Genomic DNA, 20,789 nt, shown 5'->3' with positions numbered 1-20,789 from the left:
CGCTGGATCTCGGCCCGCCCCGCACCACCAGCCTGACGCAGGGCCTCGGCCGGGGGGGTGTCCCGGTCGGCTATATGGGTCCACGGGGTCATCCAAAGGGTGCCAGACGTTGCGGTCAGGGTGTGCTCCGGCACCATGTGGGCCGGCACCGTCGCCTCCGTGCTGGAGGTGGTCCGCTCGGCCCCGCCCCGCCGGAGTGGAGCCGAGCCGCTCCGAAAGCCGGTCGGACAGCCAAGCGGCGTACAGCGCGGGCGAGTTGATGACCGGCGACGCCGCGAACCGGGGCCGCCCCCGCCACACCGCGCCGAGATCCTCGTGCAGGGGGTCGCCGGCGATCCGGTCGGCGAGGAGGGTGCCGGGGTAGGGCGTCTGGGCCAGGCCGTGGCCGTTGCAGCCGATGGCGTAGAAGACGTTCTTCGTGGCCTCCCCGGCGACCGGCAGCCAGGAGGGCGTCAGCGCGATCCAGCCGCCCCAGGCGGTCTTCGGGGCGACATCGCGGAGGGACGGGAACTGCGCGCGGAAGCCGCGTACGAGGTCCGCCACCACCGAGGTGCTGTCAATCCCGGACGCTTCGGTGCGGATAAGTGTTCGCCAACTCGATGGCCTTGACCGAGACTGGTCCGTTGACCACCGTGCACAGAGAAAGCGGGCCGACGCTGACGTACAACCGGGACACCCTGCCCTTCCCCGGCAACCTGGTGCCGCCTCGCACGGGCATGCGGAACTGGGCCGACTTCGACCCGGCGCGCCACCCGTTCGTCTGGGACGCGGACGAAGAGGCCCAACTCCGTGCGCTGGTACGGGAATGGGTGCCGCCCGTGCTCTCCGGGATGGCGGGGCACTGGCAGGCGGAGTATTGGTGCGCCGACCAGATCGACGCCATCGTCTGGGATCGTTACGGGAATTGGGCCCAGGGGTGGAACTGGTGCTACCGGTATGGCGGCCCCATCGGTAGCTGGGTCACTGGGACCAGCTCGGTGACGACCCCGGACGAGACCGCGACCCGCGTCGTGAGCGCCCTGCTGGAGTGGCGCCGGTGGCTCGAGGCGCTGGCCCGACGGTTCGCGGAGCTGGCCCCGCCGCCGAACGCATCGCCCGAGGAACGGAGTTGGCACCTGGAGAGGGCGAGCGTCCGGCTGGTGACCATGGCGTTGGACTCGGGGGCGGAGGGCGGCTGGTACGGGCAGGCCGCGCACAGTCTGGGCTGGTTCCTCACCTCCATGGGCATGGACTGGGCCGAGGCCGACCAGGCGGTGGAACGGGCGATCGGGGGGCGGTTCAAGAGCTGGACCGATCCTGGGCAGATGGTGATCGACTCCGTCGGCGAGGACTTGGCCGTCGACCTGACCGGCCATGCGCCCTATCGGGATCACCGGGAGCGGGAGGAGTTGGAGAACTTCCATGACCGGGGCTGACAGTCTGGCGGTGTGGCTACGGGTGCGGGGTGAGGCGGCTTGGGGCCAAGGGCCGCGCCTGCATGCAGAGTTGCCCGTGGTCGACGGCTTCCGGGCGTGGTGCGAAGGGCCGGTTCGGCTACGGGATTCCGGCCGGGCTGAGCGTCTGCTGCGCGCGTATGCCTTGGCCCAGGCCGATGCCGCGCGGGGTGCTCCACTCGACTTCGCGCTGCTTTCGGGTTGGCAGCGTGAAGTCCTGGGCGGGGAGGCGCCGTTCCGCTCGGGGGAGGCGTACGCGAAGGGCGGCCGTGAGCGGTACGCGCTGACGGCGCACACCCAGGGCGACTTCGCGGCTTGCCTGCGCGAGGCGACGTCCTCCGACCTCCCGCTCTCGGCGCGCGCGGCTCGGGCGTACCTCGATGTGGCGTTCTTCCATCCCTTCGTGGACGGCAACGCCCGCGCGGCTCTGCTGACTTTGGTGCACGTCCTGGCCCGCGAGGGTGTTGTCCTCCCGGAGGTGGGGCCACTGCAGGTCGCCCGGTACGCGGACGACGCGGAGGGTGCGGCGGATCTGGCGACCTTGGTCGGAGTGCTGAACGGGCGCCGACAGGAGGCCACTTGGACAGGAAAACGCAACTTCGACAGGGCCCGCAGCGGCCGCTACCTTCACCTGGTCTTCGGCCTAGGGAGAGACGCATGCCCCAGCTAGCCCTGTACACCTTCGGCGTCCTGAAGTCACCTCTCGCCGACCCCACACCCCTGACGCGCGAGTTCTACGAGAGCGGTGCGGCCGTCTACCGGAAGATCAGCCAGTACCCCGGATACCTCGCGCACGCCGAACCGGCAGACGGCGCCCAGGGCGAGCTGTTCGGCGCGGACTGGGGCGCGTGGGGAGAGTTCGCCGTGCCGGCCTGGTACGACAAGGGCCGTACGGCGGAGACCACCGCCCTCGCCGCCACCCTCTCCCTCTGGACCGACCTGCGCCCCGCCTTCGACGCCATTTACGCCGGCCTGCACCGCGAAGCGCTGAACCGGCGTTACGACTGGTTCGAGAGGACAGGGCACCCCAATTACGTCTTCTGGTGGGTCTCCGACGATGTGACACCCACCTGGCAGGACGGGGTCCGCAGACTGGAACATCTCCAGGACCACGGCTCCTCGCCGCACGCCTTCACCTTCCACCACGCGTTCACCGCGGACGGAACTCCGCTCACGGCGTCACGATGGCGAAGTCCGGGTCCGGCGCGCTGAGGTAGCCGAACAGTTCGGCCAGCTTGTCCGGGTCGCCGGTGATCTCGGCGCGGCCCTCGGCGGCGAGGTCGGCCAGGGACGCCGAGCCCAGCAAGAGTGCCCGGAGGTCGGTCTCCGAGAGGGTGATCTCCGTGTCGGGGGTCCGCTCGCCGGGCGTCGGGCCGGCGGTGTGGATGAGGACGCCGTTGCGCAGCCGTAGAGACACCGGATCGCCATCGCTCAGCCGGAACCGGATGGCCAGGTCCGCGTCCCAGCTTCGGGGGCCGTCGACCCGGATCGCGAGGGAGTCGAGGAGCTGGGTCAGGGGGAGGGCGCGCATGATGTCGGGGGAGGCGGCCACCGTGGGGGTGCCGACCGGGCCCTCGCGGAGTTCGAGCGCGCCGGTGAGGTAGAAGTTGCGCCAGGTGCCGTTCTCGCTGCCGTAGCCGAGCTGTTCGAGGGCGTCCGCTTGGAGCGCGCGGGCCTCGGCGTTGTCGGGGTCGGCGAAGAGGACGTGGTTGACGACCTGGGCGACCCAGCGGAAGTCACCCGAGGCGTAGGACTCGCGGGCGCGGCGCAGCACGGTATCGGCTCCGCCCATGAAGTCGACGTAACGGGTGGCGGCCTCGACCGGGGGGTGCTCCCACAGGTGGGCGGGGTTGCCGTCGAACCAGCCGAGATAGTGCTGGTAGACCGCCTTGGTGTTGTGGCTGACCGAGCCGTAGTAGCCATGGGTGTGCCAGGCGCGCTCCAGGGCCGGAGGCACCCGCATGGCCTCGGCGATCTCCAGCGGTGTCATGCCCTCGTTGAGCATGCGCAGGGTCTGGTCGTGCAGGTAGGCGTACAGGTCCCGTTGCTCGGACAGGAACGTGAGGACGCGGTCCCGTCCCCACGTCGGCCAGTGGTGGGAGGCGAAGGCCACGTCCACATGGGGGGCGAACAACTGGATCGCCTCGGTGAGGTAGTGCGCCCACACATGTGGGTTACGCACCTGGGCGCCGCGCAGGGTGAGCAGGTTGTGCAAGGTGCGGGTGGCGTTCTCCGCCATGCACAGTGCCGCGTGGTTGGGGAAGTGGATGTTCAGCTCGGCCGGCGCCTCGGTGCCGGGCGTGAGCTGGAAGACCATGGGGATGCCATCCACCGTTTCCGTCTGCCCGGTGTGCGTGACATACAGGGTGGGCGGGATCAGGGTGGTGGTTCCGGTGGACGTGGTCTGCCCGAGTCCGGCGCCGATCTGTCCGCGCTCGCCGGTGGGCAGGGCGGCCCCGTACATGTAGGCGGCCCGGCGCCCCATGGCCGTACCGGCGTAGACGTTCTCGCTGACCGCGTGTTCCAGGAAGCCCTCGGGGGCGATGACCGGAACCCCGGCGGCCACGTCCTCATCGCTGAGCACACCCCGGACACCGCCGAAGTGGTCGACGTGGCTATGTGTGTACAGCACACCGGTGACCGGACGGTCCCCGCGGTGCCGGCGGTACAGCGCGAGCGCCGCCGCGGCCGTCTCCATGCTGATCAGGGGGTCGATCACCAGCACCCCGCGGTCGCCCTCGACGATCGTCATGTTGGACAGGTCGAAGCCCCGGACCTGGTAGATGCCCTCGGTCACCTCAAAGAGCCCGTGCTGGGCCGCCAGCCGGCTCTGGCGCCACAGGCTGGGGTTGGCGGTGGGCGGGCAGTCGCGGTCGAGGAACCCGTACGCCTCCAGGTCCCACACCTCGCCGTCGTCGCCACGCACCACACGCTCCTCGGCGGTGCCGACGAAACCCCGGCGCGCGTCCTCGAAGTCCTGCGTGTCGTCGAAGGAGAAGCGCTCGCCGATCTCGGCGTTGCCCCTGCTGACAGTGGGTTCTGCGGCGCTGCTCCCGGCCATGCGGCGACTCCCTCGTGGTGACACTCGGCCCCGCCCACCCTTCCGCACCGCCATGGCGCGGGCGAGCGCACCGACCCATTCAGGGGAGCGGCACATCGCCGCCAGGAGGGGCCTTGACGGGCCCGGAATCTTCAATGCATCATTCCATTAGTTCATTGGTTGAAAGCGGGGTTCACTCGTGGCGTTCGCCTTCCGGATCGACCGGGCCAGTGGGGTACCCAGCTACGTCCAGATCGTCCAGCAGGTCCAACAGGCCCTCCGGCTGGGCCAGTTGGAACCCGGTGACCGGCTGCCGACCGCCCGTGCGGTCGTGGAGGCGACCGCACTCAACCCCAACACCGTGCTCAAGGCGTACCGAGAGCTGGAGTCCCAGGGCCTGGTCGAGACCCGGCGCAGGCACGGGACGTTCATCACCGGCACGCTCGGTGCCTCCGCCGGCGACTCGCCCTGGCGGGCGGAACTGGCGGACGTGGCGGCGCGGGCCCGTACGGCGGGGCTGGAGCGCGAGGACCTCTCCGCGCTGTTCACCGCCGTCCTCGAAGACCTCTACTTGTCGAAGCACTCATCGAAGGAACCCGATGTCGTTCCCCACCAGCAGTCCTGAAGCGGCGCTCGCCGCGGACGGCGTCACCAGGAGATACCGGCGCAGTGGTCCGGACGCGCTCGACGGCTGCACCTTCGCCGTCCCCGCCGGGGTCGTCTGCGCGCTCGTCGGACCGAACGGCGCGGGCAAGTCGACCCTGCTGGAGCTGGCGGCCGGGCTGCGGCGTCCCACCTCCGGCACTGTGGAGGTCTTCGGCCGGCCGACCCGCGTAGGCAATCCGCGGGTCGCCTACCTGGCGCAGGACCGGCCGCTGTTCCCCCGGTTCACCGTGGCCGAGACGCTGCGCCTGGGCGCGCGGCTCAACGAGGGCCACTGGGACGCGGAGCTGGCGGAACGGTTCGCCGACCCCTCCCGCTTCGGCAAGGGCGACCGTGTCGGCAGCCTGTCCGGCGGCGAGCGCACCCGGATCGCCCTGGCCCTCGCCCTCGGCAAGCGCGCCGACCTGCTGCTGCTCGACGAGCCGATGGCGGACCTCGACGTCCTCGCCCGCCAGGAGCTGATGGGCCTGCTCATGGCGCACGTCGCCGACACCGGCGCCACGGTGATCATGTCGTCGCACATCCTGTCCGAGCTGACCGACGTCTGCGACCACCTGCTGCTCCTCGACGCGGGGACGGCCCGGCTGTGCGGCGACATGGACGAACTGACCGACGCCCACGCGGTGGTGGCCTTCGCGGGCGGCGCCGAGCGGCTCGCCGGTCATGCCGTCGTCGAGTCCCGCCCCGCCGGGCGCGGCACCACCGCCCTGATCCGCCGCGCGGGTCCGCTCCCCGCCGACTGGGAGGTGCGGCCGCCCTCCGTGGAGGAGCTGGTGCTCGCCCACCTCACCGGCTCGTCCCTTCCCGCCGCCATATCGCCCCGCAAGGACACCGCCGCATGAGCGCCGCCATCGCCGCCGCCCCGACGTCCCCCCGGCCCGGCCGCCTGAGGCCCCTCGCGGGGATCGCCCTGCGCCAGTACTGGGTCCCCGGCGTGATCCTCCTGCTGCTGGCCCTGCGTATCGGCATCCAGATCGTGTACCACTACTACGGCTGGGCCGACGCCGTCGCGCTGCGGAACCGCGTCGGCAGCGAGGCGTACCACTTCGGGCGCTACGCGGATGACGCCCACATGATGACGGCGAAACTCATGGATGACGGCGCCATGCTCGCCTTCCAGCCGGCGCTGTTCGCCGCGCTCCTCACCGGTGTGCTGACCGCACGTGAATGGGAGACCCGGCGTGTGGTCCTCGCCCTCACCCAGACGGTCACCCCCCGGCGCTGGTTCGGCGTCCGCTGGGCCACGCTGGCCGGGATCGTCGTGGCGCTGACCGTTCCGCTGGTGGCGCTGTACCGGGTGAGCGTCGTGCACGCCTTCGGCCTCAACCTGCTCACCTACGGTGCCGAGCGGCAGAACGCGTACTACACGATCGGTCCGGTCACCGTCGCGTACGTCGTCCTCGGCGTCGCGGCCGGCGCCCTGACCGGCACGTACCTGCGCCGGCTGTGGCCCACGCTCATCGCCGCCCCGCTGCTGACCTGGCTGGTGGCCGCCGTGCTCGTCCGGTCCCGCGCGATGCTGCTGCTCGACCTCCCGGTGCTCTCCAAGGTCGACGGATTCCACCCCGGCGGCGTACTCGGCCTGATGTTCTACGACACCCTGCCCCAGGACGCCTACCTCACCAACACCCTGACCCCCGGCGACTACTGGCCGTACCAGCTCGCCTCCACCGCCCTGGTCCTCCTGGCGGCAGCCCTGCTGACCCTCGCCGCCTTCCGCGTCATCCACCGCCGCACGGCCTGACCCGGAACCTGGCTCCGCCCCGGCGAAGGTGATCGCCGGGGCGCAGTCGTGCCCCCGGAATGCGCCCCGCCAGCGTGTTGCGCATGCTGGTTAGGGAGGTGCCATGGAAGGCGACGCCCGACGCGAGCGGACCCTTGAGACCTGCCCGGAGGCCATGCGCGTGGCCTGTGCGGCGCTGGCGGCCTCGCCGCTGGCGATCCTCGTCCTCGACGACGAGCTGCGTGTCACCGAGTGCAACGAGGCCGCGCACCACCTGCTGGCCGGCACCGATCCGACCGGCAAGGTGATCACCGACGTACTCCCGCTGCGCGACCCCGAGACCGAGACGGCCGACGCACGCGACGTACGCAGCAGCGGTGTGGCCTCGCTGAACCGGCTGGTCCGCACCCGCGAGACCTCCCGGCAGGGCCCCCGCACCCTCTGCCTCTCGCTCTTCCCGCTGCCGCCCGGCCAGGAGGGCTCCGGGCTCATCTGCACCATCGCGGACATCACCCCGGAGGAGGCGGACTCCGGTACCGACCCGCTGCGGCGGCTGGCCGCCATCCAGGGCGAGGTCGGGGAGACCCTGGACCACGACACCACCTGCGCCGAACTCGCCGACGCCCTCGTGCCCGGCGCCGCCGACACCGTCGTCATCGCCCTCGCCGAGCACATGACCCAGGGCGAACCCCCGCCGCTGACCCGGCACCACACCGAGCCGCTGTGCCCGATCGCGTGCAGCGGAGCCCCCGAGGGCAGCCATGTGTGGCCCGCCGACCAAAGCCTCTTCGTCCCGCTCCTCGCCGCCCACGTTCCGCGCGCCACGGACATCGAGTCCGACACGGGCTGGCTGGACGCCGAACCCGCGCTGAAACGCCTGCTGCGCGCGGCCGGGGCACACGCGCTGCTGGCGGCGCCGATCATGCGCGAGGGGACGGTGCTCGGCCTGCTGCTGCTCTACCGGGGCGAGACGCCGGCCCCCTTCTCCCGCGAGGACATCGCCCTCGTCGAGAAGGTCTGCGTACACACCGCGCGGTGCCTGGACCACGCCAGCCGCTTCCACCGCGAGCACACCATCGCGCTCGCCATCCAGCACTCCCTGCTGCCGAGACAGCCACCGACCGGGGCCGCGCTCGACATCGCCGACCTGCGGCTGCCCGGCGACGAGAGCGGGGGCGGTTGGTTCGACGTGATGCCGCTGTCGGGGGCGCGCACGGGGCTCGCCGTCGGGCAGGTCACCGGGTTCGGCGTACGGACGGCCACCACGATGGGCGAGCTGCGGACCGCCGGACGTTCCCTCGCCACGCTCGACCTCCAGCCGGGGGAGCTGCTGGCACGGCTGAGCCGTACGACCGCCACGCTGGCGCGGGACCGGAGCGAGGCCCAGCGGGAGTCGGGGCGGTTGCGCGCCGGGTGCACCTACGCGGAGTGGGACCCGCTGTCGTGCGAGGTCACGGTGGCGCGGGCGGGCGGTCCCGAGGTGCTGCTCGTGCGTCCCGACCGCACGATCGACACCATCACCACGCCCGAGGGGCCGTCCCTCGGCGGTCCGGCCGAACCGATCCCGTCCGTCACGGCCGCCGTCCCGCCCGAGTCGCTGCTGATCCTGCACACCCCCGGACTCACCGACGACCCTGCCGAGATACCCGGCGTGCTGCGCCGGGCGCTGGACCGGCTCCCCGACTCCGACGGCGTGGACCCGCGGGCCCTCTGCGACGAACTGTCCGGCCTGCTCACCTCGCACCCGCGCGCGACCGAGGCGCAGGTGCTCGTCTGCCGGGTCATGGCCTTCCCCCGCGATCGCGTCGCCACCCTCGCCCTTCCTGACGGCCCCCAGGCCGCGGAGGCCGCGCGCGCCTGCTGCGAGCAACACCTGCGCGCATGGGGGCTGGACGAGGACATCCGCTTCAACGGCCAGTTGATCGTCAGCGAGTTCGCCGGCAACGCCGTCCGCCACGGCACCCCACCGGCCCGCCTCCGCCTCATCTTCGACCAGGCCCTGACGATCGAGGTCTCCGACACGGGCGGCAACGCCCCCCTGCTGCGGCACGCGCAGGAAGGGGACGAGGGCGGGCGGGGGTTGTTCATCGTCTCCCAGCTCGCGGACCGGTGGGGGACTCGGTACGAGAGCGGGGGTGGGAAGACGATCTGGGCGGAGGTGGACACGCCGGAGAAGCGGGACGAGGAAGATGGCTGATCGGGTAACCCGCCGCGTCTCGGGGTTACTTGGGTAACTCAGCCCAAGGGGAGGGCGTCCGTGTAGCCGTTCGTGGGGCGGTGGATCTTCTTCAAGGTGTGGGCGGTCAGGGCTACTTCGGCCGAGGAGGTGCCGAGGGTGCAGTGGGGGTGCCAGACGCCGGTGACCGTGACCCAGGTGTCGGGCTTCGGGGATGGGGCGCCGTAGACGCGGACCTTCACCGACTGGGCGTCCGCTGCACAGCAGTTGATGATCAGGCGGGTCAGGTACCAGCCGCCGCCGTGGCCTGCTGGGGTTGCGAAGCCTGTCATCTGAACGGTCCTCGTGCGGATCGCCTTGGTGTGGTCCTCGCGCACGCGGTCCGTGAAGTCCCCCAGGGTGAGGGGGATCGGGGACGTCGCGGGGAGGGGGTCGAAGTCCTGGGGCTGGGTGGTGGTGGACTTCGGGGCTTCGCGGGCCGCCGTGTACGCGCCGAGCGCCGGTGGGGCCCAGAGGGCGAGGCTGAGGACGGGGAGGAACAGGAGCCAGGCGGTGCGGGGTGGGAGGTGGTCGCCGTCGTGGCGCGTACGGCGGTACCAGGACCACGCCTCCGCGAGGCCGAGCGTCAGCAGTACGGCGCCGGAGGCGATCAGCAGGGGGCGCATGCCCGCCTTGACGTAGCGCAGATACAGGTCGGAGAACAGCGAAACCCGTAGCAGCGCAAGGCCGCTGAGGACGAGCAGCGCCGCCTGTACGGGACGTCTCACAGCAGTACCCCTCCGATCACCGCACTGCACACGATCGCCACGAGCGCTGTCGCGGCGGAGAACCGTACGGCGAAGGCCCGCCCGAATGTCCCCGCCTGCAAGGCGATCAGCTTCAGGTCGACCATCGGGCCGACCACCATGAACGTCAGCCGTGCCACCGGCGAGAAGCCGGTCAGCGAGGCCGCCACGAAGGCGTCCGCCTCCGAGCACACCGCGAGCAGCACGGCCAGCCCCGCCAGGAACGGCACGGACAGCCAGGCCGAGCCGGCGAACGCGTCGAGTACGGACGGGGGTACGGACACGTTGAAGGTGGCCGCCGCCAGCGCGCCCACCACGAGGAAGCCGCCCGCGTGCAGGAAGTCGTGCTGGAAGCCGCTGCGGAACTCCGCCCAGCGGCTCTGCCCGTGGTGGTGCCCGGTGTGCCGTACGGCCGGCCGCAGCCACTCCGCCTTGCCGCGCCAGAGCCACAGCCAGCCCATCAGGGCCGCCACGATGAGCGAGGCCAGCAGGCGGGCCAGCACCATCATGGGCTGACCCGGGAAGGCCACCGCCGTCGCGGTCAGCACGATCGGGTTCACGGCCGGGGCCGACAGCAGGAACGCGAACGCCGCCGCAGGCTCAACTCCGCGCCCGATCAGGCTGTTGGCCACCGGCACCGACGCACACTCACACCCCGGCAGCACCACTCCGGCGACCCCCGCCACCGGCACGGCCAACGCCGCCCGCTTCGGCAACAGCCGCGTGAACACGGACGCCGGCACGAACGCGTTGATCGCCCCCGACAACGCCGTCCCCAGCAACATGAACGGCACCGCCTGCAAAAACACGGCAAGCGCGACAGTCCGCCACGCCTGCACGGCCGGCGCCTCGGCCCACCGCCCGACGAGAAACACCGCCGCACCTGGAAGAACAGCGGCACCGAGCAGAACCAACGGCCAGTACCGCAGCCACCCCGGCCCGGCGGAAGCCGCCGGCACACGGTCCGCCGTCCCCTGCATCCGCCCACCCCTGCCGCTCGCTACTCGTCTGATCGGATCAACATAGCGACCGCAGTTACCGGGGCTGCCTTGAGGGCTGTCGGCGACGGACGGCGGCGTACGGTGGCGGGGTGGCAAACGATGATCTGGGGCGGAATCTGCGCCGTCTGCGGCGGCTGGCGTCCTTGACGCAGGAGGAGCTTGCCGACCGCTCCGACGTGTCCGTGGACGTGATCCGCCAGTTGGAACAGGGGCGGAAGCACTCCGCCCGTCTTCCCACGCTGCACGCGCTGGTGAACGGCCTCGGTGTGGAGCTGACCACGCTGCTGGGCGATCCGCCCGCCGTCTCCTCCGGAGAGAACGACGGACCGCGTTTCGTGGCGATGCGGCGCGCGGTCATGCCGGTGCTGTGGGGGCCCGAACCCGCCCCGCCGACGGCCGACTTCTCCCCCGCTCGGCTGCGGGAGCAGATCGCGGACGGCTGGACGCAGTACCATTCCGCCGAGTTCGACACGGTGATGAAGGCGCTCCCGGACCTGATTTCGCACGCGCGCACGGCGACGGCCTCGGCGGACGAGGACGACCGTAAGGCCGGTTTCGCCGTCCTGGCCAAGGCACTTCAGCTCGCCGGGCATGTAGCCGTACGCATGGGCAAGACGGACCTCGCCCTGACGAGCCTGGAGCGTGCCATAGGTGCCGCCGGGCAGTCCGGCGACCCCCTGCTGGTCCCGATGATCGTCAACTCCGTGGCGTGGACGTACCAGCGGCAGGGGCGCCTCGACGACGCCCTGAGCATCGCCCTCCGCGCCGCCGCCGAAATGGGCCGTACCAACACCGCCGACGCCCTGAAGGTGTGGGGCGCGCTCACCATGAGCGCGGCCACCTCGGCCGCGAGAAGCGGCGACTACGAGCGTGCGGCGGCGATGATGGAGATGGCGGAGAAGGAGGCCGCGAGGGTCTCCAAGCTTCCCGAGGCCGGCGACAACCGCATGGTCAGCGTCTTCAGCCCCTCCTCGGTCCGCATCGAACGCGTCCGTCTCGCCGTCCAGTACGGCCACCCGCAGGATGCCCTCGCCCTGGCCAAGGGCATGCGACTGAGCAAGGACACCCCACCGTCCTGGCGCACCTGGCTCCTCCTGGACGTGGCCCGAGCCCACACCGACACCGGCGACGCGGCGGGCGCGGTCAAAACCCTGGAGTCCCTACGCCGTGTAGCCCCCACCTGGATGCAGCACCACACCCTGGCCGTAGCCATCGTCCGCGACCTGTGGAACCTCCCCAACCACCCACCGGGTCTGGCCGCGTTGGCGGAGTTCCTGGGGGTCCGCGAATAGCGTGGCGAAAGTGGGACGCAACGTCCCTGTCAGCGCCCTCGGCGTGCCGATTTCATGAACGCACACTGCCTCGGTTGCCGCACGCGCGGCCCGAGGACCGGCCGACCCGAGAGTGCAGACCGACATGCCGCAACCCACAACGCGGGCCCGTTCCACGGGCTTTCCCGGCTACAGCGAGACTCTGCCGCGCCAACCGGAGAGCGCGGCCGTGGCGAGACGCCTGGTACGGGCCGCGCTGGCGGTCTGGGCACTGGACCACCTGGCCGAAGACGGTGTCCTGGTGGTCACCGAGCTGGTGTCGAACGCCGTGCGGCACGCTCGTCGGGCAAGCGTTCGCGTGATCGTCGAGCGCACCGCTCAACGAACGGTCCGGCTCGCTGTCGCCGACCTCTCCCGCACCGGACCCGTCCCATGCTTACCCGGGTTGAACGAGGAAGAAGGGCGCGGACTGCTGCTCGTGGCCGCCTTGGCCACCGGTTGGGGCTGTGATGAGCGGCGCTGGGGAAAAATCGTGTGGGCCGAGCTGGAGGCGCGACGGTGAGCGGCGGCGAGGGCACGGCCTGGGTCGGTGATCTGGTCCACGATGAGGACGCCGGCCGGCGCGGCATCGTCACGGACGTGCGCGGCGGGTTCCTGTGGGTGCTTCGGCCGGAATTCGGGACGGGGCAGTGGACGTCGCTGGCCCCCGAGCGGCTCACCGTGGTGATGCCGCGCGAGGAGATGCGCGAGGAGCCTTAGGCCGAATACCACCCCTATGAGGGACCTCGGGTTTGTTCGCCCCCAGGCCGGACACCTGCTCGTTACGCCCCTGGTGGGAGAACGGATGTGGACCGCATCCACCTCCTGGGGCTGGAGTATGGAGGTGTGGTCTATGACTGCCGAGAACATCTGGAGCTATGGCCCGACCGCTGGGCACACGCCGGACGCTGATCTGAGCGGGTACAAGGTCGAGGCGCTCGACGGGCACATCGGCAAGGTGGACAAGCACTCGAACGATGTGGGGGAGCAGTACATCGTCGTGGACACCGGGGTGTGGATCTTCGGCAAGGAGGTCCTGCTGCCGGCCGGGACGATCACCGGGATCGACCACGAGGAGCGGACGCTGCACGTGGCGCGCACCAAGGACCAGATCAAGGACGCCCCCGAGTTCGACAAGGACAAGCATCTGGGCGACCCGGCGTACCGGGACCAGATCAGCGGCCACTACGGCCAGTACGGCCCGGGGCACTGAGCGGGACGTTCGCGCGTGCAGGAGCAGGGCCCGGTGGTCCGGGGGAGCGACCGCCGGGCCCTGCTGCCGTTCCCAGCCGGACTCTGTACGAGACTTCTACAGCAATGTAGATAATGATGGTGGGCGGGGCCGACCGGTCCCGGCCACCGCCCCGCTGGGAGGAACCGCATCCGATGTTCGGCCTGAGTGAAGTCGCCCTGCTCCTCATCGTGTTGATCGTCCTCCTCGGCGTACGGAAGCTGCCCGGACTCGTCCGCTCGGCCGGCCAGGCCACCCGCATCTTCAAGAGCGAGGCCCGCGCCCTGCGCACCCAGGACGCCCCGCCCGCCCCCGGCCCCGTCGTCGAGGGCACCGTCCTCCCCCGCGACGAACGGAGCTGAGCACGCCCGAAGGCGGCCTACGATCTACCCACGGCGGAAGGGAAAGGAGTGGGCGTGAACGACCAGCGGCGTACCCGGCGACGGGGCCAGGGCGAGTTGGAGGGGCTGGTGCTCTCCGCCCTGCGCGAGGCCCGTACGCCCGCGTCCGCCGGCTGGGTGCAGGAACACCTCGGCGGCGACCTCGCCTACACCACCGTCATCACCATCCTCACCCGCCTCCTCGCCAAGGGCGCCGTCACCCGCGAACGCGCCGGCCGCTCCTTCGTATGGACCCCGGTCTCCGACCAGGCCGGCCTCGCCGCGCACCGCATGCGCAAGGTGCTCGACGGCGAGAGCGACCGCGAGGCCGTGCTGTCCCGCTTCGTCACCTCCCTCGCACCGGACGACGAACGTCTCCTGCGGCACCTGCTGGGCGAGTCGGTCCCGGACGGAGAAGGCTGAGAGATCCATGGGCGTGTTCGTCCTGCTGCCGCTGGTGCTCCCCCTGACGGCATGGCCGGTCGCCCGGCTGGCCGAACAACGGCTGCACCCCCGCGCCGCGACCTGGCTGCTCACCGTGACCGCCTGCGCGCTGGCCCTGTGCAGCACGCTCTGCCTGACCCTGCTCATGGTGGTCGGCACCGCCCAACTCCCCGGCAACCCCTTGCCGGACGCCTGGTCGGACGACGAGGTGCGCGAGGCCGTCCCGTACGACGAGGTCGCGGGCCAGGCCGCCATTCCCGCCCTGCTGGCCGTACTCGCGGGCTGCTCACGCGTGCTCTGGCGGCATGTGCGGGTACGGCGGCGCGCCGAGCGGAGCCTCGCGGGCCTGCCCCGGCGTACGGTCGCCGTGCTGCCCGACCCGGAGCCCTACGCGTACGCCCTTCCGGGCCGGAACCGTGGACGCGTGGTGGTGTCGACCGGCATGCTGGCCCAACTGGCCACACGGGAGCGGCGCGCGCTGTTCGCGCACGAGCGGGCGCATCTGGCGGGCGGCCACCATCGGTTCCTGCTGCTGGTCCAACTGGCCGCGCGGGCCAACCCGTTCCTGCGTCCGCTGCGTACGGCGGTGTCGTACACCGTGGAGCGGTGGGCGGACGAGGAGGCGGCCGGGGTGGTGCGCAGCCGGCAGACGGTGGCCCACGCCATCGGCAAGGCGGCGCTGGTCTCGCGGCCGCACCCTGTGCTGGCCGGATTCGCCGCGCCGGGACCGGTACCGCGCCGGGTGGCCGCGCTGTTGGGGCCTGCACCCGCCGTACACGTCTGGCCCTCGCTGTTCACCGCCGTGGGAGTGGCGGCCTGGACAGCCGCCGCCGGAACGATGATCTCGGCGCTGTCCTCGGCCAATTCGGCGGTGACACTCTTCCTCGTACTGAAGGCGGCCACCCCGCTGTAGAGGCGGCCGCCCCCGTCAACTCGTATGGCTCAGAGGTCGAACTCGTGCGGCGGCAGGTCGAGGGCGAAGCACGCCTCGCGGACCACGCCCTGCTCGTCCTTGTCGAAGTCGCCGTCCGCGCCGCCGATCACGATGCCGATCTGGATGACGGCACGCGCCTCGGCGGGCTTCTTCTTCGCCTTGGCGATCTCCTGGAGCACACTGACCTTGCCGAAGTCGAAGTCGGCGGTCAGCTTGCCGAGGTTGTCCTCGAACCGGCGCTGGAGGTCCATGGCGTCGAAGTTCTGCAACACCTCATTGCTCGCGATGAGTTGGGCGACCCGGCGCCGCTCGGACGGGTCCACCGTGCCGTCGGCGGCGGCCACCAGCGCACACATCGCCATCGACGCGTCACGGAAGGCGCCGCTCTTGAGGTCGTTCTTCCGCGCCACCAACTGCGTCTGCATGGTGGCGGCGGAATCCTTGATGCGGTCCCACAGGGCCATGAGTACTCCAGATCTCGAAATGGAAGGAGCCGTGCCCGACTCCCAAGTGTCCCTTGTAATAGGGAAGTTCCTCAGTCCTCTTCTTCGTCGCCCTCGAAGAAGTCGCCCACCTCGTCGACGACTTCGGCCGCGACCATCCCGCCGACCACGCCGACGGCCAGCCCGGCCGCACCCGCCGCGACGGCGGTGCCCATGCCCATGCCGGGCCGGGATTGGTGGTGCGGCTCGGCGTACACCGCCGCCGGACGGCTCTCCAGCAGTTGCCGGAACCAGCCGTCGACCAGCGTGTTCCAGTCCCCCCCGGTCACATCGTGGGACACGGTGAACCGGCCGAGCGCGTCATGCCCGCCGCCCAGGAATCCACCCCGCTTGTCGGCCTCCACCACGACCTCCATGCCACCGGGATGCGCGAGGAAGGTCAGCTCGAACTCGCTCGCCCCGTACGCGTACTGCGGAGCCGGGGTCAGCTCGATCTCCTGGTAGAAGGGGAGTTGCTGACCCGTACCGCCGATACGGCCGTACTCCAGGTCGGCCGACCGGAAGCCGAAGCCCAGTTGACCGAGCGCCTCCAGGACGGCCTCCTGAACCGGCAGCGGCCGTACGGCCAGTGGGTCCAGGTCGCCCTTGTCCCGCGCCCCGCTGACCGCCAACTCGGTCCGCACGCCCAGCACGATGCCGAGCGGCTGTCCGTACAGCTCGGTGACCGGGGTCTCCCAGGGCAGCGGCACGTCGAACCGCACCGCGCGCCGCTCGCCCTCGCCGAGCCTGAACCCGCCGCCCACGGTGAACCGTTCGAAGACGACCGAGCCCTCGCTCTCGCCGTCCTCGTGCTCGGCCTCCACCCGGGCGACCAGCTCCAGCGTGATGTGGTCGACGTCGACCGCGGCCGACCCGCCCGCCAGGCGGACCTCTCCCGACAGCGTGCCGCCGGGCAGCACGGCACCGGGGTCCAGCACGGTGTCCACCGTGGGCCCTCCCACACCGAGCGAGCCGAGCAGCCTCTTGAACACCATGCGGCGTCCACTCCCTTTCTTGCTTCTACAAGTCTGTAGAAGCATAAGTGGCCACAAGGGCCCGGTCCACCAACGAGCCGGGGTGGCACTGACGTTCCACCGTCCCGGATGAAACGATCACGGCATGCCCGAGATGAAGCCCGCCCCCTGCCGGATCGTGGTGTGCCGGGACTGCTGCTGCGGCAGTCCCAAGGTGACCGGGGTCGACCATGCCGCGCAGACCGCCCGGCTCGCCGAGAGTGCGCCCGTGCGGATCTCCGACTGTCTCGATGTGTGCGACCAGGCCAATGTGATCGTCGTCCAGCCCTCCGCCGCCGGACGCGCGGCCGGGGGCCGTCCGGTCTGGCTCGGCCTCGTCAACGACCCCGACGCCACCGAGGACATCCTCGGCTGGGTGCACGCCGGCGGACCGGGCGTCGCGCCGCTGCCCGACATCCTCGATCTGTACGCCTTCAACCCGCCAGGCAGGCCGTAACTCGCCTACGTCACAACAGAGTTGGAGCACGACTCTGGTCGCCCCGCACCCCCTGGGCTACCGTCGGTAACACCTGCCGACGGCGACCGTCAGCACTTCCTCCCTGCCTCGGCAGCCTTCGTTCGTCACCCCGCACCGACGAATCTCCGGTGAAACTCCGACGAAAGGCAGCCATGGACAACCCCATCGCTCCCGCAGGGATCACCCGTCGCCGTGCCCTCACCGTCACCGGTGGAATGCTCGCCGGGACTGCGCTGGCCGCCCATGCCTTCCCGGCCTTCGCCGGGGAGTCGCAGGACGCGGACGCGATCGTCGTCGGACACGGCCTCGCGGGACTGGTCGCCACGGCCGAACTCGCCGCAGCCGGACGGAAGGTGCTGCTGCTGGACCAGGAGCCGGAGGCGAGTCTCGGCGGGCAGGCGTTCTGGTCGTTCGGCGGGCTGTTCTTCGTCAACTCCGAGGAACAGCGGCTGATGGGCGTCAAGGACACCCACGACCTCGCCTGGCAGGACTGGCTGGGCAGCGCCGGGTTCGACCGGGGCGTGGCCGATCCGGCGGGCCAGGACCACTGGGCGTACAAGTGGGCCGAGGCGTACGTCGACTTCGCGTCCGGGGAGAAACGGTCCTGGCTCGCCGGGCTGGGTGTGCAGTGGTTCCCGATCGTCGGCTGGGCCGAGCGCGGCGGGGGCCTCGCGGACGGGCACGGCAACTCGGTGCCGCGCTTCCATGTCACCTGGGGCACGGGGCCGGCCGTGGTCGAGCCGTTCGAGAAGAAGGTGCGGGCGGCGGTGGCGGCCGGGAAGGCCGGCTTCAGATTCCGGCATCGCGTCGACGGCATCGTCACCACGGGCGGCGCCGTGACCGGCGTGCGCGGAGCCGTCCTGGAGCCCAGCAGCGCGGCCCGCGGCAAGCCCAGCTCCCGTACCGTGATCGGCGAGTTCGAGCTGCGGGCGCCGGTGGTGGTCGTCACCTCCGGAGGCATCGGCGCCAACCACGACCTCGTACGCCAGAACTGGCCCGCGCGGCTCGGGACGCCGCCCAAGACCATGGTCACCGGGGTGCCCGCGCACGTCGACGGGCGGATGCTCGCCATCACCGAGCGGGCCGGCGGCCGCATCGTCAACCCGGACCGGATGTGGCACTACACCGAGGGGCTGCGCAACTACGACCCCATATGGCCCGGCCACGGCATCCGCATCCTGCCCGGCCCGTCCTCCATGTGGTTCGACGCCACAGGCAAGCGCTTCGGCACCCCCGACCTCCCCGGCTACGACACCCTGCACACCCTCGGCTCGATCACCGCCTCCGGCTACGACTACTCATGGTTCGTGACCACACAGAAGATCATCGCCAAGGAGTTCGCGCTCTCCGGCTCGGAGCAGAATCCGGACCTCACCAACAAGAACGTCTGGCAGCTCCTGTCCCGGATCTGGCAGACGCCCGAGCCGATCGAGAAGTTCAAGAAGAACGGCGCGGACTTCGTGGTCGCCACCACACTGTCCGAGCTGGTGGCCGGCATGAACAAGCTGACCGGCGACAACCTGATCGACCTGGCCCGGCTGAAGGGGCAGATCGAGGCGCGCGACCGGGAGATGGACAACCCGTACACCAAGGACGTGCAGGTCATGGGCATCCGCAACGCCCTCTCCTACATCGGGGACTCGCTCAGCCGGACCGCCCCCGCGCACAAGATCCTCGACCCGTCGGCCGGCCCGCTGATCGCCGTACGGCTCAACGTGCTCACCCGCAAGACCCTCGGCGGGCTCCAGACCGACCTCTCCGGGCGCGTGCTCGGCGCCTCCGGCGAACCGGTGCCGGGGCTGTACGCGGCCGGGGAGGTCGCGGGCTTCGGCGGCGGGGGAGTGCACGGCTACCGCTCGCTGGAGGGCACCTTCCTCGGCGGCTGCCTCTTCTCCGGACGCCAGGCGGGCCGGGCGGCGGCCGCGGCGACGGCGACCTGAGGCGGGTCCCTGGAGTGGCCTGCCGGAATGGGTGAACATCTGCCGGTGTCAAGCCCCCGTAAGCGCGGTTTTTGCGTGATCATGTGGACGGGACGGGACAAGAAGCGGTGATTTGGCGGCGAGTCGGGGCATCACCGACCATTGGGCCTGGCCCGGTGCTCCGGGAGGGCCGTTCACCTGGCCTTTTCCCGTGAGCCAGGTCACCGCCCGTCCCCCCTCTGTGCCGGTCACGGCCAGTTCCGCGAGAGGTAATCCCCACTCATGCAGGTCACCGGGACCGTTCCGCCGCCGGCTCCGGCGACGGACCCCCTCGGCGCCCCGGCCGAGGAACCGGGCTCCACCGCGACCAAGCACGCCCGCCGCTTCGGGCTGCCCGTCGCCACCGCCTTGGTCATGGGCAACATCATCGGCGGAGGCATCTTCCTGCTCCCCGCCTCCGTCGCCCCCTACGGCACGGTCAGTCTGGTCGCCCTCGGCGTCCTCACGGTCGGCGCCATCGCGCTCGCCCTGGTCTTCGGCCGCCTCGCCCAGCGCGACCCGCGCACCGGCGGGCCGTACGTCTACGCCCGCGAGGCGTTCGGCGACTTCGCCGGCTTCCTCGCGGCCTGGGCGTACTGGATCACCACCTGGGTGTCCAACGCCGCGCTCGCCGTCGCCGCCGTGGGCTACCTGGACGTACTGATCCCGGTCAGCCACCACCGCTGGACCGCCTGCCTCGCAGCCCTGGTCATCCAGTGGCTCCCGGCGCTCGCCAACTTCGCCGGCACCCGCTGGGTGGGCGCCGTGCAGTTGGTCTCCACGGTGCTGAAGTTCGTACCGCTGCTGCTCGTGGCGGTCGGCGGGCTGTTCTTCTTCGACCCGGACAAGCTGGGCCCGTTCAACGCGGGCGGGGGCAGCCCGGTCGGCGCGATCTCCGCGTCCGCCGCGCTGCTGCTCTACTCCTACCTCGGCGTGGAGTCCGCCGCCGTCAGCGCGGGCGAGGTCCGCGACGCCCGCCGCAACGTCGGCCGGGCCACCGTGATCGGCACCGCCGGCGCCGCGCTGGTCTACCTGCTCGGCACGGTCGCGGTCTTCGGCACCGTCGCCCACAACAGCCTGGTCAAGTCGACCGCGCCCTTCTCCGACGCGGTGAACGCCATGTTCGGCGGCACCTGGGGCGGCTGGGCGGTGGCGCTGGCCGCGCTGGTCTCGATGACCGGCTGCCTCAACGGCTGGACCCTGCTCAGCGCCCAGACCCCGTACGCCGCCGCACGCGACGGGCTCTTCCCGGCCGCCTTCACCCGGCGCCGGCGCGGGGTGCCGACCGTGGGCGTCGGCGTGACGGTCGTCCTGTCCTCGCTGCTGACCGTCTACAACTTCATGGCGGGCTCGGCGCACGTCTTCGAGGTGCTGGTGCTGGTCACCACCTTCACCGCGACCGTGCCGTATCTGCTGGCCACGGCCGCGCAGCTCCACCACCTCGCCTCCGGCCGCCGCGACGAGGTCGACGGACGGCGGCTGGTGCGCGACGCGGTGATCGCCGCCGTCGCCGCGGGCTTCTCCATCTGGCTGGTCGCGGGCGCGGGTTACGCGGCGGTCTACCAGGGCGTGCTGTTCCTGTTCGTCGGCATCCTGGTCTACGCCGTGATGGCCGGACGACGGCGCCGCGTCGAAGGCTGATCCACCCGGAGCCCGGCGGCCTCATCGGAGACCGCCGGGCTTCGGCGTACCCGCCACCCGCACAAGCGGAGCGCCTCCTACCGCTGGTGCCGGTGAT

The 20,789-nt window shown here is 71.3% G+C and carries 22 protein-coding genes; 17 read left to right on the top strand and 5 right to left on the bottom strand.

The window, feature by feature from the left end:
* Positions 1-632 precede the first annotated feature (632 nt).
* The 3 genes from E5083_RS09400 to E5083_RS09390 are packed head-to-tail and all read left to right on the top strand — an operon-like array spanning position 633 to position 2,645.
* The gene (locus E5083_RS09400; RefSeq protein WP_244317466.1) at positions 633-1,415 is read left to right on the top strand and encodes a hypothetical protein; all 783 of its coding nucleotides are present in this window, start codon (positions 633-635) and stop codon (positions 1,413-1,415) included.
* Positions 1,402-2,103: a Fic family protein gene (locus E5083_RS09395; protein ID WP_135785125.1), complete on the top strand. Its 702-nt coding sequence runs from the start codon at positions 1,402-1,404 to the stop codon at positions 2,101-2,103. Before E5083_RS09400 ends, E5083_RS09395 begins: the two co-directional genes overlap by 14 nt.
* Entirely contained in the window at positions 2,091-2,645 is a 555-nt protein-coding gene (locus E5083_RS09390) for a DUF3291 domain-containing protein (protein ID WP_135785124.1), read from the top strand. The genes E5083_RS09395 and E5083_RS09390 overlap by 13 nt, the downstream gene beginning before the upstream one ends.
* On the opposite strand, the gene E5083_RS09385 is transcribed toward E5083_RS09390, so the two are convergent.
* Positions 2,605-4,494 (bottom strand): alkyl/aryl-sulfatase, encoded by a 1,890-nt coding sequence (locus E5083_RS09385; protein WP_135785123.1) that lies wholly within the window; start codon positions 4,492-4,494, stop codon positions 2,605-2,607. The genes E5083_RS09390 and E5083_RS09385 overlap by 41 nt on opposite strands.
* Before the next feature lie 178 nt (positions 4,495-4,672).
* Between E5083_RS09385 and E5083_RS09380 the strand changes: the two genes are divergently transcribed.
* The 4 genes from E5083_RS09380 to E5083_RS09365 all read left to right on the top strand — a co-directional run bounded on the left by E5083_RS09380 (position 4,673) and on the right by E5083_RS09365 (position 9,056).
* Positions 4,673-5,098: a GntR family transcriptional regulator gene (locus tag E5083_RS09380; protein WP_135785122.1), complete on the top strand. Its 426-nt coding sequence runs from the start codon at positions 4,673-4,675 to the stop codon at positions 5,096-5,098.
* Entirely contained in the window at positions 5,073-5,978 is a 906-nt protein-coding gene (locus tag E5083_RS09375; RefSeq protein WP_135785121.1) for an ABC transporter ATP-binding protein, read from the top strand. Before E5083_RS09380 ends, E5083_RS09375 begins: the two co-directional genes overlap by 26 nt.
* A complete protein-coding gene (locus E5083_RS09370) occupies positions 5,975-6,880 on the top strand; it encodes a hypothetical protein (RefSeq protein WP_135785120.1) in 906 nt (301 codons plus the stop codon). The genes E5083_RS09375 and E5083_RS09370 overlap by 4 nt, the downstream gene beginning before the upstream one ends.
* A 103-nt stretch (positions 6,881-6,983) precedes the next feature.
* Positions 6,984-9,056, top strand: coding sequence for an ATP-binding SpoIIE family protein phosphatase (locus E5083_RS09365; RefSeq protein WP_135785119.1), 2,073 nt, complete (start codon positions 6,984-6,986; stop codon positions 9,054-9,056).
* 38 nt (positions 9,057-9,094) lie between these two features.
* Here the strand turns inward: E5083_RS09365 and E5083_RS09360 are convergent, their stop codons facing one another.
* Both E5083_RS09360 and E5083_RS09355 read right to left on the bottom strand, forming a co-directional pair.
* Positions 9,095-9,802, bottom strand: a complete 708-nt coding sequence (locus E5083_RS09360; RefSeq protein ID WP_135785118.1) for a TIGR03943 family putative permease subunit — start codon at positions 9,800-9,802, stop codon at positions 9,095-9,097.
* Complete coding sequence (locus tag E5083_RS09355; protein WP_135785117.1) at positions 9,799-10,800, bottom strand: permease; 1,002 nt, start codon at positions 10,798-10,800, stop codon at positions 9,799-9,801. Before E5083_RS09355 ends, E5083_RS09360 begins: the two co-directional genes overlap by 4 nt.
* 110 nt (positions 10,801-10,910) lie before the next feature.
* On the opposite strand from E5083_RS09355, the gene E5083_RS09350 reads away from it, so the two are divergent.
* From E5083_RS09350 to E5083_RS09320, 7 genes are all read left to right on the top strand, one after another.
* Positions 10,911-12,113 carry a helix-turn-helix domain-containing protein gene (locus E5083_RS09350; RefSeq protein ID WP_135785116.1) on the top strand — a complete coding sequence of 401 codons (1,203 nt, stop codon included), beginning with the start codon at positions 10,911-10,913 and terminating at the stop codon, positions 12,111-12,113.
* 124 nt (positions 12,114-12,237) lie between these two features.
* A complete protein-coding gene (locus E5083_RS09345) occupies positions 12,238-12,654 on the top strand; it encodes an ATP-binding protein (RefSeq protein ID WP_135785292.1) in 417 nt (138 codons plus the stop codon).
* A complete protein-coding gene (locus E5083_RS09340; RefSeq protein WP_135785115.1) occupies positions 12,651-12,851 on the top strand; it encodes a hypothetical protein in 201 nt (66 codons plus the stop codon). Before E5083_RS09345 ends, E5083_RS09340 begins: the two co-directional genes overlap by 4 nt.
* Positions 12,852-12,984: 133 nt before the next feature.
* Positions 12,985-13,344, top strand: a complete 360-nt coding sequence (locus E5083_RS09335) for a PRC-barrel domain containing protein (protein ID WP_135785114.1) — start codon at positions 12,985-12,987, stop codon at positions 13,342-13,344.
* 173 nt (positions 13,345-13,517) lie between these two features.
* Positions 13,518-13,724, top strand: a complete 207-nt coding sequence (locus E5083_RS09330; RefSeq protein ID WP_135785113.1) for a twin-arginine translocase TatA/TatE family subunit — start codon at positions 13,518-13,520, stop codon at positions 13,722-13,724.
* 54 nt (positions 13,725-13,778) lie between these two features.
* Positions 13,779-14,165, top strand: coding sequence for a BlaI/MecI/CopY family transcriptional regulator (locus tag E5083_RS09325; RefSeq protein ID WP_135785112.1), 387 nt, complete (start codon positions 13,779-13,781; stop codon positions 14,163-14,165).
* 7 nt (positions 14,166-14,172) lie between these two features.
* Complete coding sequence (locus E5083_RS09320; RefSeq protein ID WP_135785111.1) at positions 14,173-15,099, top strand: M56 family metallopeptidase; 927 nt, start codon at positions 14,173-14,175, stop codon at positions 15,097-15,099.
* Between the two features lie 29 nt (positions 15,100-15,128).
* Here E5083_RS09320 and E5083_RS09315 read toward each other — a convergent pair whose 3' ends face one another.
* Complete coding sequence (locus E5083_RS09315) at positions 15,129-15,584, bottom strand: tellurite resistance TerB family protein (protein WP_031181433.1); 456 nt, start codon at positions 15,582-15,584, stop codon at positions 15,129-15,131.
* Between the two features lie 71 nt (positions 15,585-15,655).
* A complete protein-coding gene (locus E5083_RS09310; RefSeq protein WP_135785110.1) occupies positions 15,656-16,597 on the bottom strand; it encodes a sporulation protein in 942 nt (313 codons plus the stop codon).
* 124 nt (positions 16,598-16,721) lie between these two features.
* Between E5083_RS09310 and E5083_RS09305 the strand changes: the two genes are divergently transcribed.
* From E5083_RS09305 to E5083_RS09295, 3 genes are all read left to right on the top strand, one after another.
* Positions 16,722-17,072 (top strand): (2Fe-2S) ferredoxin domain-containing protein, encoded by a 351-nt coding sequence (locus E5083_RS09305; protein ID WP_135785109.1) that lies wholly within the window; start codon positions 16,722-16,724, stop codon positions 17,070-17,072.
* A 173-nt stretch (positions 17,073-17,245) separates the two neighbouring features.
* A complete protein-coding gene (locus tag E5083_RS09300; protein ID WP_135785108.1) occupies positions 17,246-19,033 on the top strand; it encodes an FAD-binding dehydrogenase in 1,788 nt (595 codons plus the stop codon).
* A gap of 261 nt (positions 19,034-19,294) precedes the next feature.
* Positions 19,295-20,692: an amino acid permease gene (locus E5083_RS09295; RefSeq protein WP_135785107.1), complete on the top strand. Its 1,398-nt coding sequence runs from the start codon at positions 19,295-19,297 to the stop codon at positions 20,690-20,692.
* Positions 20,693-20,789 lie beyond the last annotated feature (97 nt).

It is taken from the genome of Streptomyces bauhiniae, from assembly GCF_004784475.1.
Taxonomy (GTDB): Bacteria; Actinomycetota; Actinomycetes; order Streptomycetales; family Streptomycetaceae; genus Streptomyces; species Streptomyces seoulensis.
Note: the sequence above shows the minus strand (reverse complement) of the source record. Positions and strands in the feature narration are given on the sequence as shown.